This is a genomic window from Streptomyces parvulus, assembly GCF_014648855.1.
Taxonomy (GTDB): domain Bacteria; phylum Actinomycetota; class Actinomycetes; order Streptomycetales; family Streptomycetaceae; genus Streptomyces; species Streptomyces parvulus.
In genome coordinates this window covers 403,196-418,395 of sequence record NZ_BMRX01000006.1, presented here as the reverse complement: position 1 = coordinate 418,395, position 15,200 = coordinate 403,196, and the positions used below count along the sequence as shown (strand labels likewise).

Sequence of the window (15,200 nt, the reverse complement as noted above, 5' to 3'; positions counted from 1 at the left end):
GTCGAAACGGGTCAGACACTCCGGCATCTCAGCGGCAGACGGGCGTCGGCGGCGGCTCACGACGGCCACCTCGGCGCCGGGGTGCCGAACGTCAACCGCACCCAAGCGAACGGGGGCCGCGGTGTCCCCAGAGTGTCCCGGCCGTCGACGTACCGGCGTACCTGGTGGTCCCGCATCCAGTCCCGGCGCTCCGCCAGATACGCCTGCCAGACGGCCATGGCCGCCCCGTGCGTGTCATCCGGCCGGGCCTCGAGGTGTTCTTCCGCCAGCTGCCGGTACCGGTCGGGCTGCATCTCCGAGACGTGCGGCGGCATCTCGGCCGGCGCAGAACGGCGGCGCGGGCGGCTCACGACGCATCCCCTTCCCGCGGCGGCCACATCGGACGGACCGGCGCCAGCGACCGCGCCCCGTGATGACGGGCCATCGCCGCCTTACGGCCCCGCTGCGAAGGCGTCAGCCGCTCCTCCTCATCCTCACCCGGCCTCGTCGCCCCCAGCTGCCGCAGCACCCGCGACAGCGCCAGCCGGTGACCGCGGATCTCCCGGATCAGCGGATTCGCCACCTGCTGGCCACGCGACCCGACCGACAGCATCGACGAGCCGGCCAGCAACGTGCCCATCTCGTCCAACTCGTCAGCCAGACGGCACGCTTCCTCCAGCAAAACCAGCTCGTCCGGGTCCATATCCAGCTCTGCGAGCGTGTCCGTCCAGAGCCTCAGACCCCTCTCCCCGAGCCCGTCAGGGGCCCGTGGAGGGGTGTTCTCGTCGTCAGCCACGGCTGGCCTCCCTGGTAAATCCAACGTTTCTGCGGTGCAGCGACAGGCAGCAGGTATACGGTCCCGATCCGTGAAGATCACGGGGGCGGGGGCCCGTTCCCTCCCTTTCTGTCCGAGTTTGGGTGCGGTCCGGCCGGCTGGCGGCTACGAGTCGGGCCGGCCGGACCGCGGGTCGACGCTGGCGAGTCGCTTGCAGCCGCCCCTGGAGGAATGGGCTGCTCGCTCGCCATCGGTTCGCGTAAGCGTCTTCGGAGCGCTTCGTGATGCCGTTGACGTCGACGTTCATGGATCAGCCTTGCAATGCCGTTGTGACAGCCTGCTTGGCCTGCTGGTGTGACAGTCCTGATCCCATGACGATCTGGACCGCGTCGTGCCATCGGTCCATGACCTGCTGTCGCTGCTTGACCTCTCGTGGTGCGGCAAGCGACAGCTCGAGGTGAGGTGAGCGTGCGAGGTACAGCCAGCGTGACACTGGCTGATGCCTCAGCTCCTTCACCTCTCGGATCGCGGGGCCGACGTGGTCGCGCAGCTGGTGCCCGAACACCGCGTCGTTGTCGGGTTCCTTGGCCAGCTTGGCGACGGCCCACAGGTCTGCGTCGCGTCCGAGATCCTGGTTCGCTGCTCGCGCCATGATCTGCCTGTCGGCTACGAGCTGGTCGAGTGCGATGGCTGCGGACTCGGCCATCTCCCACGGCCCGGTCACCTTGGGGTCACGCCAGTCGAGCCGTTCCCGGTCGAGGTTGGCGGGCAGCTTCTTCTCCTGCGCGGTCAGCTTCTTGGTGAGGGCGAGGAAGTCGGTCTGGAGTCCTGCGATCCAGCCGGGCACGTGCTCGCGGACGAGCTGGTTGTAGCGGCTGGAGATGGGTTCCTTGAAGTCGGCGGACACGTAGCGCAGGGCGGCGGCGATGCGGTGCTGGTGTGCCCGCTCCTCGATGAGCGCGGCCAGCTCCTCGGCGGTGGCGGGCACGTCGTCGCGGCCGGGCTTGTCGGGGACTCGGGCGTGCGCGGCGTCCATGACGACCTGCCACATGCCGGCGGTGTCGTAGATGGCCTGCGGCACGGGCAGCTTCCGCCGTTCGGCTACCTTCACGGCGGCCTGCGCGCGGGCGGTGTCGTGCCCGAAGTCGATGGGCGTGGTCATGCCGCCTCCGGTGCGTCGTTGCCGTACACGGTCATGGGACTGTCGGCGAGGCTGGCCACCTGCTGGGGGCTCATCCGGCCGAGTTCGGAGGGCACGTCCGGGGTCACGTAGGTAGTGGCGCGGAAGTCGTCCGGGTTGTGGAGGCCGCGGAGTTCTTCGAGGTTGCCGGCGTAGCCGGGGGTGGCTGCGGCGTGCGCTTCGACGAGCCCGTACCAGGCTTGGCCGAGGACGGGCAGGGCGGCCTGGTCTGCGGCCATGGAGCCGAGGGCCCGCATCATGTCCTTGTCGCCGTCGCGCTGGGCCCGCTGGTAGGCCTTGAGGGCTTCGTCGGGGTGCGTGTACTGGGCGGCGCGTTCGCGGGCGTCCCGGGCGGACAGGGCGTCGGTGCCGGACAGTTCCCGGTTGCCGAACAGCCGCTTCTCCAGGGTCTGCCGGCGCTGCTCGTACTGCCGCTGGTCGGCTTCGCGGACGGCCGCGATCTGCTCGGCGGCGGTCTGGTGGGCGCGGGCCATGGCGACCTGCTTGGCCTGCGGGGTGAGGTCTTCACGGCCGCGGATCTTCTCGATCTTCCGGTTGTACTGCTCGCGGATCTGCTCGGGGGTCATGGTCAGATTCCTTCCGGGGTGGCGCGCTTGGTCGAGACAGCGACAGACAGGTGTCCGACGGGGGCGAACGTGTCCGGGTAGGGGACCGTCGCGACGGTGTCCGGGGCGTGGCTGTGGAGGGTGGTGCCGAGCTGCCAGATGGCGGTGAGAGCGAGTTCGCGCAGCTGCTCAAGGTCGCGGCTGGCGAGGATTTCCTGGACCTCGTTGTACGAGCCGAGGTCGCCGTGCCAGCTGATGGCGCGGTCGACCACAACGAGGGTCAGCCCCGTGTTCTGCGAGATGGGGTCGGGTGCCTGGGTCATGAGCGGTTCCTTACTGGGCGTATCGAGTTCGGGTGATGCCGCAGATATTCGGGCTCTCTTGGCGGACCAAGTGCGTACCCCCTACTTCGGGGGGTCCTTCACGCCCTTTGACCTGCGGGGATGCTCGGGCTAGTGGGGGTACGCAGGGCCGCGTACCCCCTGACCTCGACCCCGGGGGGTACGCAGGGCTGCGTACCCCTTCCGAATAGCCGTTGAGCTGCGGCGATTCCCACTGTGAGAGGGGGTACGCACTTTGGGTGGGGAGAGGGAGGGTCTTTCTCCGACGTCGAGGGCTCATGTCACTCTCCGTCCTCGTCGTCCGGGGCGGCGAACACCTCGGGCTTGAAGATGTAGAGACGGACCTGACCGCCGTTCATCTTCTTCTTGGCGAGATAGGGCGGTCGGTACGAAGCGTTCTCGACCAGCACGGCCGCCTCCCGCCAGCTGGGGATGACCGACTCCAGTTCGTACCCGGCGCGGCTCAGTGCCTCCTTCAGTTTCTGCGCAAGGAGACCGACCGTGGGCTCGTTGTCGACTTCGAGTTCCCTCCCGATCCATCCGGAGAACGGGGGGTCGTTGCTGGTCCCTGGCGCCCACAGGGAACGCCGGTTGGAAGCGACGTACTCGCGGACGACGTCCAGCGCCATCTCGCCCCGGTTGTCGGTCTGGTCTCCCACGGCGAACAGCCGCTCCCAGACGGACATAGGCGGCGCCGGGAAGGGGACGATGCCCCATTCGTGGCCGGCCTCCGCAGCGAGGGCGAGAACGGCCACCAGGGGTGCGCGCCGGGCCGACATGTCGCTGTCGTACCGGTGAGCCTCCGTCAGTTCCTTGTGACGGGCGACCAGGCGGCGTTTCCCGTCTCCGGCGGTCTCCTCGAGCAGCTTCTCGACGAACCGGGGGCCGGCCGTGCCGTAGTGCTCCGCACAGCCGTCCCGGACGTCGATGGCCGCGGTGGCCGACTCCGGTCCGTCCGTGCCAAACGGCGCTTCCTTCACGGTGAGGACGCGGGCCCCGGCGCCCTGGTCAGTCGTGAAGGTGAGGACGGACTGTTCCCCGGTCGAGATCATCACGGTTCGCCACGGAAGCCCGGACGGCCAGCCACCGCCGCGGGCTTGCCCGTGGTTCTTCGGGATGGAGTACAGCAGCGCGTGCACCATTTCCGGGTCACGCACAAGCTTGGTCTCGTCGAACACGACCGGCAGCCCGTTGACCAGGTTCAGACGCTTCTCCGCGGCCAGCATCGTGGTGCGCCACGAGTACATGCCGTCCGCCTTCTCGCTGGGGTCTGCCCAGACGCTCATCCCGGCGCCGGCCGCCGTAGTCTTCCCTCGCGTCGACCGCCCGGAAATGTCGACGGTGAAGGAGTTGACGCCGACTAGTTCCAGCAGCGGTGCCGCCAGGGAGGCGTACAGCGCCATCTGTGCGGCCGGGTACGCCTCCATCGGTTTCACAGATGCCTGCCAGCCTGCGAACGTCCCTGCCGGTGCGTGCGCTGCGAGTGCTGGCTTCTGCTCGTCGAACTTGACCTCGACGCGGTGCGGGGTGTCCTGCGCAGTGACGAACGTGCCGTCCTTCTGCCAGCCCAGTTGGCGGGCCAGGTGGACGCGGGGGATCTTGCCCTGGTTGATGGACTCGAACGCGGCGAGGTATCGCTCGGCCAGCTTGGCGTCAGCCTCAATAACGGGCAGGCCGGCGTCTCCGAGGGTGGCAACGAGGATGCGGCCCCGTCGAACGATGGAGCGCTGCACGGTCCTGGTGACGACCTGCCCGCGGTCGACCCACGCCAGTTCAACGGCCTGGTCGCCAGCGGGGTCGACGTACACGGCCTTAATGACCAGGGGCGCCCACGCAACCCGGACGTTGACGATCTCCTTGCCGAACTGCTTCTCGACCCACACCCCGCTGTAGCTGATGCTGTAGCCGGCAGGCATGCGCACGCCCTCGGGGACCAGGCGGTGATCCGCCCATTCCTCCGTCGCCTGCTCGGTCGTCTCGTCGCTCACGCGGCCACCCCCCGCCCTGCGGAAGCGACGGTGCGCATGGCCTCAGCGGCACCCAACCCGACCCGGATAGCCGCTTCCACGAGCTGCCCCTCGACGTCGCTGGCCGCGACATGTCCGTCTCGCACGTGCTCCCACGCCTTGGCGGCAGCCCAGAACAGGCGGTCGTTCCGGTTGCCCTCGGAGGAGTTGAGGACGACCCGCACGAGCCCGTCGAGGGCCCGCCCGCCAGCGCCGGGCATGGGGGAGGAATGACGCTGGGGGCGGTGCTTGGGGGGCGGGGGCAACATCAGCTTGAGCAGTTGCTCGGGGATCGGCTCGGGGTCGATGAACCCCAGCTTCGGGTGCAGGACATAGGCACCCTTCCGGCCGATGCTGCCGGGCCCGACGACGTACCCGCGGGAACTGCGGACGTCGATGCCGGGGCCGACTTTGCCAACCGAGTTGGGGACGATCGTCCCGCCCGGTACGGCCAGCCACAGATGGAAGCCACCGGAGGGGGTGCACACCGTCGTCGTGCGGGGCACGTCGAACCCGTGACGGCCGGCGAGCCGGTTGAGAGTGGCGACCCCGTCGACGTTCTCCTTGCGGTCGAGGTCGAGGCCGACGAGTCGGGCGCCGCAGCGGATGCCGTAGCCGACCGCCTTCGGTGCCTGGTCGAACAGCCAGCGGACCAGGTCGGGATCGCTGGTGGCGTCGCCGACACCGTGCCCCGGGCTGCCGCACTGGTGCATGCCCTGGCAGCGGTGCCCCTTGTCGTGCGGCGACCGGATGATCGGCGTCTTGTTGATCGACAGCGGGAAGACCTCGTATCCCCACTCGGTGGCGTTGAGAGCCGCGTCGAGGGCCTTGTCGTGGTTGCTCACGCGGCGGCCCCCTTGCTGGCGAACTCCAGCCGGTAGTGCGCACCGCAGGGTGCGTCTTTCTCGCCGAGGCTGACGTGCCTGTGCCAGGTGCGGCACTCGGGGCAGCGGGCGGCGAACTCCAGCCGGCCGGACGTCTGGACGGGTACGGGCCGCGCGATGGTCGGCGCCGGGTCGGCGGGGAACAGTCCGTCGCCCTGCTGCGCGTTGTCGGAGTCCTGCGGTACGGTGACAGCGGACTTACCGCCCGCCGCGGAGTCTTTCCGAAACGCCCCGGATTCCGCCCGGGGCGTTTCTGCTTTCTGGTTCATGCTGCGGCGCCTCCGGCCTGGTCGGCGTCCCACTGGTCGAGGACGTCCGGGTCGTACAGGACGCGCCGGCCGCGCTTGACGCCGTCGGGCAGGTAGCCGATGTGCCGCCAGTAGCGGACGGTGCCCGCTGCCACGCGGTAGCGACGGGCTACCTCTTCGGTGGTCAGGTACTTGTCGATGCGTTCTGCGAGATTCATCTACGCCTCTCAAGACGTGTCGTGTCGCTTTCGATCAATCACGACAGCCACAGGTGTACCGCATCGTGTCGTGATTGCGCAAGGGTGTCATCGTGTTTGTGCAGCCACGTTGACTGGCGTTGGGAACGGGCATACCGTCGGCCCGTGATTACTGACCGGGATCTTCCGAAGCCGTGGCGCGTGGTCGCCTCCCCCATCGACCAGGAGAGTGCGAGCCAGCTCGACGCGGTCGCTGGCCTGTCGACGGGGGTCGAGGACCCCGTGTCGTGGGACCTGCTCGAGAACACCGAAACCGGCCGGCGCCTCATGCTGCGGATGGGACTCGACGACGCCGGAATTGCGATCACCGGCGTCTACGTCCCCGGTCCTGGCTCCGTCGGAATCGGGGAACTGCGATCCTTCCCGCTCGCAGCGATCGAGGCGGCCGTGCGATCCCGTCGGGCAACGGCCGGCGCCTCCGTTCAGGCCGCGGTTATGGCTGGCCCCGGCGACCCGCACGAGGGCCCCCTCGGTAACCCGGGCGGTCCCGACGATCAGAGGTTCTACGCCCGACTCGCTCTGCGGTATCTGCGCGTCGCTGCGGACTCGCCGCGGCCAGCTACCGACTTGGCGAAGGCCGAGGGCGTGACTCCTCGGACGGTCCAGCGATGGACGTCTCGTGCGCGGGAGTTGGGCCTGCTGCCTCCGGGACGCCCTGGCCGCTCGTCGTAGCGTCACAGCCGCGTCAGCCGCCGCTGTCGGGGCGCGTGACACCTGCTCCCGCCTAGGGAGGGAGACTGCGGCGGGGAGGCCGGCGGCCTGATCTGCGCGCCCTGGGGGTCTCTCCGAGGCCGCCTCCCTCGCCTCCCTGGCTGGCCATTTCCGCTGGTCATGTACAGGGAGGCGGTACAGGGAGGCGGGTAGGGAGAACTCCCTCAGATCTCGTCGTCTCCCTCGTCGTCGGCGTCCTCGGCCAGGCGCTCGAGGATGGCGTCCTGGACGCGGTCGCGGGCGACGACCATGCGGCCGTCGGACTTGTACTGCTGGGCGCCGTAGGGCTCCAGAACCTTCTTCAGATCGGCCGGCCCCCAGCTGCGGTAGTGCCCCGGGTTGTGTTCGGCGAGCCGGTGCAGCACCTCCTGTACGAGGACGCGTGACTCGTCGCCCAGGACCGCGGCGACGTCGGCCAGCGGGTCGGGTCGTTCGGCGCGCTGCGGGACGTCCGCAGGGGCTACGCCTTCCCGCAGGGCGACGGCCCGCTCGACAACCGGGGTCACCTCGTCGATGCCCGCCTCTTTCCGCACGTAGTACGAGCGGATCAGCCCGGGAGTCTTCGAGAAGCCGGCGGCCATGGCGGTGCCTACGTCCTCGCCCGCGACCAGCGTCGTCGCCGAATAACCGTTCTTATGCATGCCGGTGCCCAAGATGGCGTCGTTGCCCTGGTGGTCGTTGATGGCGAACGCGACCCTGTGGGACACGGTCTTGGAGATCCCGCGGGGCAGGCTCGCCGCGTCCGCGTCCGGGGTGATCCACAGCAGGGTGATGGCCGTCTTCCTGGCCTTTTTGGTGACCCTCAGCGCCAGTTCCTTGGCTTCCTTGCCGTGCTCCTTGCTGGTGAACAGCTCGTGTACCTCGTCGAACACGACGATCCGCGGGCGCATGGACGGGTCGCGTTCCGCCATCTCGCGCGTGACCTTGGTGTCCGTGCCGATCCGCTCCAGTTCCTGACCCCGGCGGGACACTTCGCCGACGAGGGCGCGCAGCGTGTCCATGGCCGCGACGACGTGCTCGGGGTCGTCGCCCTTGACCAGGCTCCGCAGCCGGGGCCGCATCGCGTCGTAGTCGTTGTTGTAGGCGAGGACGTGCACGTCGACCTCGACCAGCGGATCGAGCATGGCGCCGAGCAGCAGTGAGATGACCAGCGACGACTTGCCCGAGCCCATGATTCCGGCGATCAGGTAGTTGGAGGCCATCAGCCGGCCGATGACCTGCTCGCCGCGGGCGTTGAGGGCGGAGGGCACCCCCTTGAAGTAGTCGGCTGTCCCCTCGGTGAGGAGCGGCCACGGCGGTACCGGCTTGGTGAGGACGCCGGGGTCGGCCACCCACAGGTCGAGGACGCCAGCCTGGTCGCGGGGCTCGGTCGGCCACACCTCGATGGGCTTGCGCATCAGGTTGTGCGCCAAGATCCGCTTCTTGTCGGCGATCATCTCGACGGGCACGCCCTCGGGGAGCTGCAGCTGCGCATGCCAGCCGTTTCCGGAGCGGGTGGACGGCTGCACCCAGCGCGGCTTCCAGCCTTCCTTGAGGGCCGCGTTCAGCGGGGCAATGCCCAGCTTGCCCAGGGCACGCAGGATGGCGTTCTCATCAGGCACGACGTCCCGCTCGTCACCGTCCTCGGGCAGCGCCCAGACGGGGGCGGTGCGCTGGCCGCGTCCAACGGACCAGGCGCCGGCCACGGCCAGGAACGGCAGCGCGGTCAGCAGCGGCTCCCAGACGACGGAGGCGAGGAACGCCACCCATCCGACCAGGTCGACCACCGTGTTCAACGGGGTGAGGACGTCGGCGACGTCGCGGCTTGCCCAGGCGAGCAGCATGCCGAGGACGAGCAGGATGCCAGCCGACCCGACGACACCCATTGCGATCGCCTTGGGGGCGTTCACCATCATCTGCAGCATCTCGACGCGCCGCTTCTGACGGGCGGCCCGGTACGCCTGGGCGCGCTGCTCCCACTCGCGTACCAGTTCCTCGTTCCCGGACGCTTCGGCGATGCGCATCATCCGGTCGTGGCGGGCGGTCGTCCTCGAGTCCCAGGCCCGACGGGTGAGGATCCGGGTTCCGCCGATGATGTAGGCGCCGTGCCGTACCGCGGCCCGGTAGCCGGCGTTCGTGCGGACCTCGACGACGACGCGCCGCAGGTGGTCGACACGCACCCGGCGGCGCGGCGCAGGTGGGTCAGTTTGACCCACCTCGACGGCCGGGGCGGTGGCTTGTTCGGGGGCGAACTTGAGGAGGGACACTTGCGGCTTGACGTGCCCGTTCACCCTCTCGGGTGCGGTGTCCGTCATGATGGGCTCTCCAGTTTCGTGACGTATTTCGTGACGGGCTGAGAGGCCCGGGGCGGCGGCTGCTTGGCGGTAGGACGCCGCCCCGGGATCGAGCTACTTGCCCTTGCGGCTGGCGGCCTTGTTCTCGATGGCCTCGACCTGCCGGCGCAGCTTGGTGATGTTGGCGCGGGGCAGGGCCATGCGGGCGGTCAGCGCGGTGATCTGAGCCTTCTCGGCGCGGGTGAAGTCGCTGAAGCGGACGGGGTTGGCGGCCATGGGCTACTTCTCCTCGGTGTCGTCGGCGGGCGCCGGCAGGGTCATGGAGAAGGTGATCGTGTAGTCGCCGGTTCCGTCGTCCTCGTACTCGACCTCGGTGTCGTTGGTGTCGGCCACGGTGGGCTCCTCTCGGGCGGGCCGGGCTGTCCGGCCCCACCGCACCCCCACGGGCGGGCCGTGAGGGACGGAAGGGCAGGTCAGTGGTCGCCGGGACGGCCCGGGTGGACGGGGCACGGCCCGGTGACGCCGGGGAATCCGGGGGTCTCCGGGTGGACGTGCGGGGCGCCGGAGAGGCCGCAAGCCGTCTTCGGGTCCTCGTCGCAGAACTCGATACAGGTGCAGTCGTCGATCTCGTTGAGGTCCTCAACCGTGATCTCGGGCATGGTCACTTCCCCTTCTGGTAGTCGCGCCACATGGACCGGAGGACCAGGGCGAGGATGGCGACGGACACGGCGCCGATGGCGACGGCGACGGCGAACAGGGAGGCGACCAGGCCCCCGGCGATGCCGAGGAACCCGATCGTCAGCCACTTCTTGGCGTCGAACTCGGACCGGGCCGCCGGGGGAGGCGCGGCCGGCTGCTGGGTGGTCTGCTGGGCGGCGAGGACGGCGGCGACGATCTGTGCGACGTCGACACTGTTCTTCGCGGCCTCGCAGGCGGCGGCCTCTGCCTTCTCCAGGGCGTCGCTCACGGCGTGACCACCTCCCGGCGAAGGTCCGTCGCGTCGCGGCGCGACAACCCCAGCTCGTCTTGCAGCGCCTTGATGGTCACCGGGCGCTTCGTCATCATGACCGCCAGCTTGTTCATCCTGCGGGCCTTGCGTCGCAGCTCAGCCGGGCTGAGCGCGACAACCTCAGTGACCACCTCCCGGGCCGTCTCGGCGGGCACCGACGTGGTCACCGGAAGGGCTTTCGGAGGCGCCACCGAGTCCCACAGGAACGGCGCCGCGGTGAGCGTCCGCTCCGCCGGGATGACCACCGGCGCGGGGACGACCGGACCCGTAGGCCGCTCGTCCTCGACGCGCTCGACGTACACCGGGGCGGTCACGTCGATGGCGAGGCTATGGACGCGCCACAGCACCAGCGGGGCGATCGCGGCGACCGCCACGACCAGCCACACGTTCACCGGCACCAGGCCCGTGGTCACCAGGTGCGAGGCGGCGTTGACGCCGATCATCGCGGCGACCGCGGCCAGCACCTCCCGGTGCGCGCGCAGGGCCCGCACCGTGTACAGGTCCAGGGCGGCGGGCACGGCGGCGGCCACCCACTGGTTGAAGCCGACCGCGCGGGCCAGCTCGTACTCGGCCGAGGCCGTCGCGACGAGCGCGGCGGCCAGGGCACCCCACTTCAGGTAGTCGTTCTTCACTGCTGCTCCTCGGCGGCGCGCACGACGCGGTGCGCGGCCAGGCAGACGCCCTCGCGGTCGCGGCGCTCGTTCGCCTCGATCAGTGCGGCCATCAGGGCGGGTACGGAAGGGGTCGGCCGTGCCGACCGGCACACCGCGCGGATGGCGGCGTGCTCGGTCGGCCGGCGAACGGGCCAGCGGGCGCTCACGCGACGTCTCCTCGGAAGGCGATCGCCTGGGCGGCGACCTGCTCCATGCGGTTCGCGGCGGTGCGCAGGGCGCCAGCCACGTGCGCGATCTCCTCGGCCTCGAAGTCGCCCTGCACGTCGACCTCCACGGACACCCGCGGCACCAGCTCGGCGAACGGCGCCCACGCCATCCACACCCGCAGCAAAGAGACGTAGCCGTAGGAGTAGGTGTCGGACGCGGCCTTCACCGCCACGGACTTGTGGACGATGTCGTTGCGGCCGATGCCGGCGCCGGCCTGCCACGCGTGGCCGATGCACCACGCCGGGCACTCGAACTCGACGCGGCCGTGGTCCTTGGTCTGCAGGACGACCGTGCGGGCGGTCACCGCGTCCACCCCGTCCGGCGGGCCTTGCGGTTGATGCGGCGGACCACCTGCACGGACAGCTCGCCCCGGAGGTTGGGGCGGGGGTCGCCCTTCACGTTGTTGTTGCGCCTGGGCATCAGACGGCCTCCCCGCGGACCCGGCGCAGCGCCTCGTCCATGTCGGGATCCGAGTCGCCCTGATTCGCGAGCCGCACGGTGCGGGCCAGGTGGCGCAGGTGCGACGCGAAGCCGATGACCTCGTCAGCGAGCTTCTCCGCCATCTCCGGGGTGAGGTAGGCCATGGTCGCGGCGCGCGGGTCCTCGACGGTGACGTGCGCGGCCTTCAGCAGCGGGTTCGTGTCGGACGGGTCCGCCTCGACGTAGGCGAACAGCTGCTGCGGGTACGGCGCCACGCCGAACGACGGAACGATGACCGCCCCCTCGTAGGTGGCCTGCGTCCGGTGAATGACGTCCTCAACGGCCCCGACGAAGTCGGCGACGTGGTCCTCGTCGCACCAGTTGGGGCACTCGATGTAGACGATCTGCGCGGAGTCGTCCGTGCCGATCTTCGCGGGCGCCAGCCGGTAGCCGGGCTTGATGGCCGGGAACGGGTGGACGGTCGCAGCGGTGCGCTGCTGGGGAATGTGGTTCGTCGTCACAGCGTCACCGCCAGCTCTGCGGCGGGGATGCCGCGGTCGGTGAGGTACTGCGCGAAGGCGGCCCGGGAGACGCGGATGGTGCCGCGGCCCTGGCCGACGCGGTAGGAGGGCAGCCGGCCCGCCTTGATCTCGGCGTACACCGTGGCGTTGTTGATGCGTAGCGCGGCGGCGACGTCCTTGACCCGGAGCGGACCGCTCTCGGACGCCTGCATCTGGGCAGGCGGGATAAGCTCAGCGTGCATCTGAGACCTCGACTCTTGGATGCGAGGCCCTGGCGGGCTCGGTGCTGGAACACCGAGATCACCCCGTCAGGGCTTTGGCATGACTGTCTTGTCCCAATCGGCATCTGACGCGCCGACTGGGTACACGCCTAGGATGTTCTAGAAGACCAGCGAGAGTCAACAAGCATTGCAGAACATTCTAGAAGTTAGGAGATTTCATGGTTCGTGATCTCTCGGGACTGCCGCCGTACCAGCGGATCGCGGCGCAGATCATCGAGCGCATCGAGAGCGGCGAACTCCAGCCCGGAGACCGCGTCCCGTCCGTGAGCCAGATCATCGAGACCGAGGGCGTCAGCCGTGCCACAGCTGCGCGAGTTCCTGGCGTCCTCCGCGCCGAGGGCTACGCCACCGCGACGCCCGGAGTGGGCACCATCGTCACCAGGCCCAGGAAGCTCACTGCGGGCGCCGACAGGCTCGCCAAGCTGCAAGCCGGCGGCCCGACGCTCGGGAACGACGAACGTGTCGAGATCCTCGACGCAGTCAGGGAACCGGCATCCCAGGAAGTCGCCGACGCACTCGGCCTGGAGGCCGGCGCCGAAGTTGCCCGGCGGCGACGCCGGTACCTCGACGGCGCGGGCGTGGTCACCGTCTCCACAACGTGGGTTTCGGCAGCCATTGCAGAGCAGGCCCCCGAGTTCCTCGACGCCGCACCGCTCCCGAAGATGACGTTCGGACTGATCGAGGAGCGCACCGGTCGGCGCGTCAGCCGACGGCGGGACACGGTGGCGCTGCGGAAGGTCCCCGAGGACGTCTCCGACGCGCTGGAAGCCGAAGCGGGCACGACGACCATCGTCGTCATCAATCACTACTGGGACCAGAACGGCGAGCCCACCGAGTACGCGGTCGACTACCTCGGCGCCGGCCGGGAGCTGTCCTCGGAGTACGACCTGGAGGAGTAGGCGGGCCGGAACGCAGAAAGGGGCCCCTCGCCCGGTGGAGTCAGGCGAGGGGCCCCTTCACGTGCAACGCAACTGACAGTGACACGCGCGGTCCGCAATCAGTCCGCAGAACATTCCAACGTTCTTAGCGTTACCCAACGTGTCCCAACGGTCAAACACACAGGTCAACGCACTGCCGTGGCATCTCCACAGGCGGCCAAGGTGCCGTCAGAGTTCGAGCTGTACTTCGACGTGTGATCGACGCCTGAGCCGTCCGGCGCCCCCGTCCCCCGCCTTCGCGTGGGGGGCGGGGGCGTCCTCGTTCCCGGCTTCGTTCCTGGCTGAAAACCTTCACACCGCGCTCCCGGCGCGGAATCATGGTGAGTGAAACGATTGTTCGACCGAGGGGGACGGGGAGCGTGCCGGAGATGGCGGAGCGGGACGACGAGGAGCGGGAGTTCGATCTCCGATGGGCGGACGGCGCCGAGCACAAGGAGCCGTCGGCGCGCGCCCGGATGCTCGCCGCGCGCTGGAAGGAGAACCCTCCCGGACCGGTCCCCTTCCGTGCGGACCCCGACCACGTGGGCTCCCGGCGGCGCTCGTCGTGGGTGTCCACGGCCGTGGTGCTCGGCTGCGTGGCCGCGGTCATCGTCCTGCTGGGATACGTCAACTTCCGGGCGCCCTAGACCGCCGTCCGCCCCGTCCCCGCCGTCGGCCCCGGCGTCGTGCGAGCGGCCGTTGTCAGTGGGCTCGGGCAGGATGGCCGTACCGAGGGCGGTGGGCGGACGGGCGGAGGGCCGGTATGGGTGACGACGGGCGGCGGCACATCGGGACGGCCGAGCGGCGCGACCGGCTGGCGCTGCGGCAGCGGCTGGCGGGGGCGGCGCGCGCCGGGAGCCCGGAGGAGGTCGCCGGCGCGCTGGTCGCGCTGCACGGTACGGACCCCGCCACCGTGCACCTGGCCGTGGGCGCGCGGCTGGCGGACGCGGCGAAGACCGTGAGCGGCACGGAGCGGGCGCTGTACGAGGACGGCACGCTGGTGCGGATGCACGGCATGCGGCACACCGTGTTCGTCTTCCCGGCTCAGCTGACCGCGGTCGTGCACGCCTCGACCGGCATCGGCGTCGCCGCCCGGGAGCGGGCCTCGCTGCTGAAGGACATGGCGGCGGCCGGGGCGCCGGACGCGGTCTGGCTGGCGGAGGTCGAGGAGTCGGCCCTCACGGCGCTGGCCCGGCGCGGCCAGGCCACGGCGGCCGAGCTGGCCCGGGACGAGCCGCGCCTGAAGGAGCGGTTCGTCTACGCGGCCGGGAAGAGCTACGAGGGTGTGCACACCGTCTCGACCCGGCTGCTGAGGGTGCTGGGCGTGGAGGGCAAGGTCGTCCGGGGCCGGCCGCTCGGGTCGTGGACGTCCAGCCAGTTCCGCTGGGTGCCGGCGCCCGAGCATCCCGAGCTGGACCCGGCCGGGGCCCGGGCGGAGCTGCTGCGCCGGTGGCTGACGGCGTGCGGCCCGGCGACCGAGGGGGACCTCAAGTGGTGGACGGGGTGGCCGGTGACCCAGGTGCGCCGCGCGCTGGCGGCGATCGGCGCGCGGGAGGTGTCGCTGGACACGGGCACGGGGTACGTCGCCGCCGGCGACACCGGCCCGGTGGCCGCGCCGGAACCGTGGGCGGCGCTGCTGCCCGCCCTCGACCCGACGGCGATGGGCTGGCAGCAGCGGGACTGGTACCTCGCCCCCGAGCTGCGGCCGGCGCTCTTCGACCGCAGCGGGAACGTGGGGCCCACCGTGTGGTGGAACGGCCGCGTGATCGGCGGCTGGGCCCAGCGCGCCGACGGCGGGATCGCCTGGCGGGTGCTCGACGGCACGGGCGTCGGCCGGGAGGCGGAGGCCGCGATCGGGGCGGAGGCGGAGCGGCTGGCGGCGTGGGTGGGCACGACCCGGATCACGCCGCGCTTCCGGACGCCGCTGGAGCGGGAGTTGTCGGCGTAGGGC

Annotated in this window: 21 protein-coding genes; 3 read left to right on the top strand and 18 right to left on the bottom strand. The window is 70.4% G+C overall.

The features are described 5' to 3' along the window. Window positions 1–56: 56 nt before the first annotated feature. The 18 genes from IE108_RS14070 to IE108_RS13985 all read right to left on the bottom strand — a co-directional run bounded on the left by IE108_RS14070 (window position 57) and on the right by IE108_RS13985 (window position 12,293). Window positions 57–350 carry a hypothetical protein gene (locus IE108_RS14070; protein WP_159394599.1) on the bottom strand — a complete coding sequence of 98 codons (294 nt, stop codon included), beginning with the start codon at window positions 348–350 and terminating at the stop codon, window positions 57–59. Beyond that, window positions 347–775: a hypothetical protein gene (locus IE108_RS14065; protein ID WP_064727534.1), complete on the bottom strand. Its 429-nt coding sequence runs from the start codon at window positions 773–775 to the stop codon at window positions 347–349. Before IE108_RS14065 ends, IE108_RS14070 begins: the two co-directional genes overlap by 4 nt. Window positions 776–1,064: 289 nt before the next feature. Then, window positions 1,065–1,916 carry a hypothetical protein gene (locus IE108_RS14060; RefSeq protein WP_064727535.1) on the bottom strand — a complete coding sequence of 284 codons (852 nt, stop codon included), beginning with the start codon at window positions 1,914–1,916 and terminating at the stop codon, window positions 1,065–1,067. After that, window positions 1,913–2,521, bottom strand: coding sequence for a hypothetical protein (locus IE108_RS14055; RefSeq protein WP_064727536.1), 609 nt, complete (start codon window positions 2,519–2,521; stop codon window positions 1,913–1,915). The genes IE108_RS14060 and IE108_RS14055 overlap by 4 nt, the downstream gene beginning before the upstream one ends. A gap of 2 nt (window positions 2,522–2,523) precedes the next feature. Beyond that, window positions 2,524–2,823 carry a hypothetical protein gene (locus IE108_RS14050; protein WP_064727537.1) on the bottom strand — a complete coding sequence of 100 codons (300 nt, stop codon included), beginning with the start codon at window positions 2,821–2,823 and terminating at the stop codon, window positions 2,524–2,526. 299 nt (window positions 2,824–3,122) lie between these two features. Then, window positions 3,123–4,829, bottom strand: a complete 1,707-nt coding sequence (locus IE108_RS14045) for a DUF927 domain-containing protein (protein WP_064727538.1) — start codon at window positions 4,827–4,829, stop codon at window positions 3,123–3,125. Then, window positions 4,826–5,692, bottom strand: coding sequence for a bifunctional DNA primase/polymerase (locus IE108_RS14040; RefSeq protein WP_064727539.1), 867 nt, complete (start codon window positions 5,690–5,692; stop codon window positions 4,826–4,828). The genes IE108_RS14045 and IE108_RS14040 overlap by 4 nt, the downstream gene beginning before the upstream one ends. Further along, complete coding sequence (locus tag IE108_RS14035) at window positions 5,689–6,000, bottom strand: hypothetical protein (protein ID WP_064727540.1); 312 nt, start codon at window positions 5,998–6,000, stop codon at window positions 5,689–5,691. Before IE108_RS14035 ends, IE108_RS14040 begins: the two co-directional genes overlap by 4 nt. Beyond that, on the bottom strand, window positions 5,997–6,197 hold the full coding sequence (locus tag IE108_RS14030) for a helix-turn-helix domain-containing protein (RefSeq protein ID WP_064727541.1): 201 nt from the start codon (window positions 6,195–6,197) through the stop codon (window positions 5,997–5,999). The genes IE108_RS14035 and IE108_RS14030 overlap by 4 nt, the downstream gene beginning before the upstream one ends. A 914-nt stretch (window positions 6,198–7,111) precedes the next feature. Then, window positions 7,112–9,241, bottom strand: coding sequence for an FtsK/SpoIIIE domain-containing protein (locus tag IE108_RS14025; protein ID WP_064727543.1), 2,130 nt, complete (start codon window positions 9,239–9,241; stop codon window positions 7,112–7,114). A 93-nt stretch (window positions 9,242–9,334) separates the two neighbouring features. Further along, the gene (locus IE108_RS14020; RefSeq protein WP_189397653.1) at window positions 9,335–9,496 is read right to left on the bottom strand and encodes a hypothetical protein; all 162 of its coding nucleotides are present in this window, start codon (window positions 9,494–9,496) and stop codon (window positions 9,335–9,337) included. A 197-nt stretch (window positions 9,497–9,693) separates the two neighbouring features. Continuing rightward, a complete protein-coding gene (locus IE108_RS14015) occupies window positions 9,694–9,879 on the bottom strand; it encodes a hypothetical protein (protein ID WP_064727544.1) in 186 nt (61 codons plus the stop codon). Window positions 9,880–9,881: 2 nt separating this feature from the next. Continuing rightward, window positions 9,882–10,187 (bottom strand): hypothetical protein, encoded by a 306-nt coding sequence (locus tag IE108_RS14010; protein ID WP_064727545.1) that lies wholly within the window; start codon window positions 10,185–10,187, stop codon window positions 9,882–9,884. Next, window positions 10,184–10,861: a hypothetical protein gene (locus IE108_RS14005; RefSeq protein WP_064727546.1), complete on the bottom strand. Its 678-nt coding sequence runs from the start codon at window positions 10,859–10,861 to the stop codon at window positions 10,184–10,186. Before IE108_RS14005 ends, IE108_RS14010 begins: the two co-directional genes overlap by 4 nt. Beyond that, window positions 10,858–11,049: a hypothetical protein gene (locus tag IE108_RS14000; RefSeq protein ID WP_064727547.1), complete on the bottom strand. Its 192-nt coding sequence runs from the start codon at window positions 11,047–11,049 to the stop codon at window positions 10,858–10,860. Before IE108_RS14000 ends, IE108_RS14005 begins: the two co-directional genes overlap by 4 nt. Next, on the bottom strand, window positions 11,046–11,414 hold the full coding sequence (locus IE108_RS13995) for a DUF6907 domain-containing protein (protein WP_159394600.1): 369 nt from the start codon (window positions 11,412–11,414) through the stop codon (window positions 11,046–11,048). The genes IE108_RS14000 and IE108_RS13995 overlap by 4 nt, the downstream gene beginning before the upstream one ends. A gap of 115 nt (window positions 11,415–11,529) precedes the next feature. After that, complete coding sequence (locus tag IE108_RS13990; RefSeq protein WP_064727549.1) at window positions 11,530–12,051, bottom strand: DUF6907 domain-containing protein; 522 nt, start codon at window positions 12,049–12,051, stop codon at window positions 11,530–11,532. Next, a complete protein-coding gene (locus tag IE108_RS13985) occupies window positions 12,048–12,293 on the bottom strand; it encodes a helix-turn-helix domain-containing protein (protein WP_079163493.1) in 246 nt (81 codons plus the stop codon). The genes IE108_RS13990 and IE108_RS13985 overlap by 4 nt, the downstream gene beginning before the upstream one ends. A 197-nt stretch (window positions 12,294–12,490) precedes the next feature. On the opposite strand from IE108_RS13985, the gene IE108_RS13980 reads away from it, so the two are divergent. From IE108_RS13980 to IE108_RS13970, 3 genes are all read left to right on the top strand, one after another. After that, window positions 12,491–13,231 (top strand): GntR family transcriptional regulator, encoded by a 741-nt coding sequence (locus tag IE108_RS13980; protein WP_064727551.1) that lies wholly within the window; start codon window positions 12,491–12,493, stop codon window positions 13,229–13,231. Between the two features lie 407 nt (window positions 13,232–13,638). Continuing rightward, entirely contained in the window at window positions 13,639–13,896 is a 258-nt protein-coding gene (locus tag IE108_RS13975; RefSeq protein ID WP_189397660.1) for an SCO2583/SCO2584 N-terminal domain-containing protein, read from the top strand. 116 nt (window positions 13,897–14,012) lie between these two features. Further along, complete coding sequence (locus IE108_RS13970) at window positions 14,013–15,197, top strand: winged helix DNA-binding domain-containing protein (protein ID WP_064727553.1); 1,185 nt, start codon at window positions 14,013–14,015, stop codon at window positions 15,195–15,197. The last annotated feature ends 3 nt before the right edge of the window (window positions 15,198–15,200 follow it).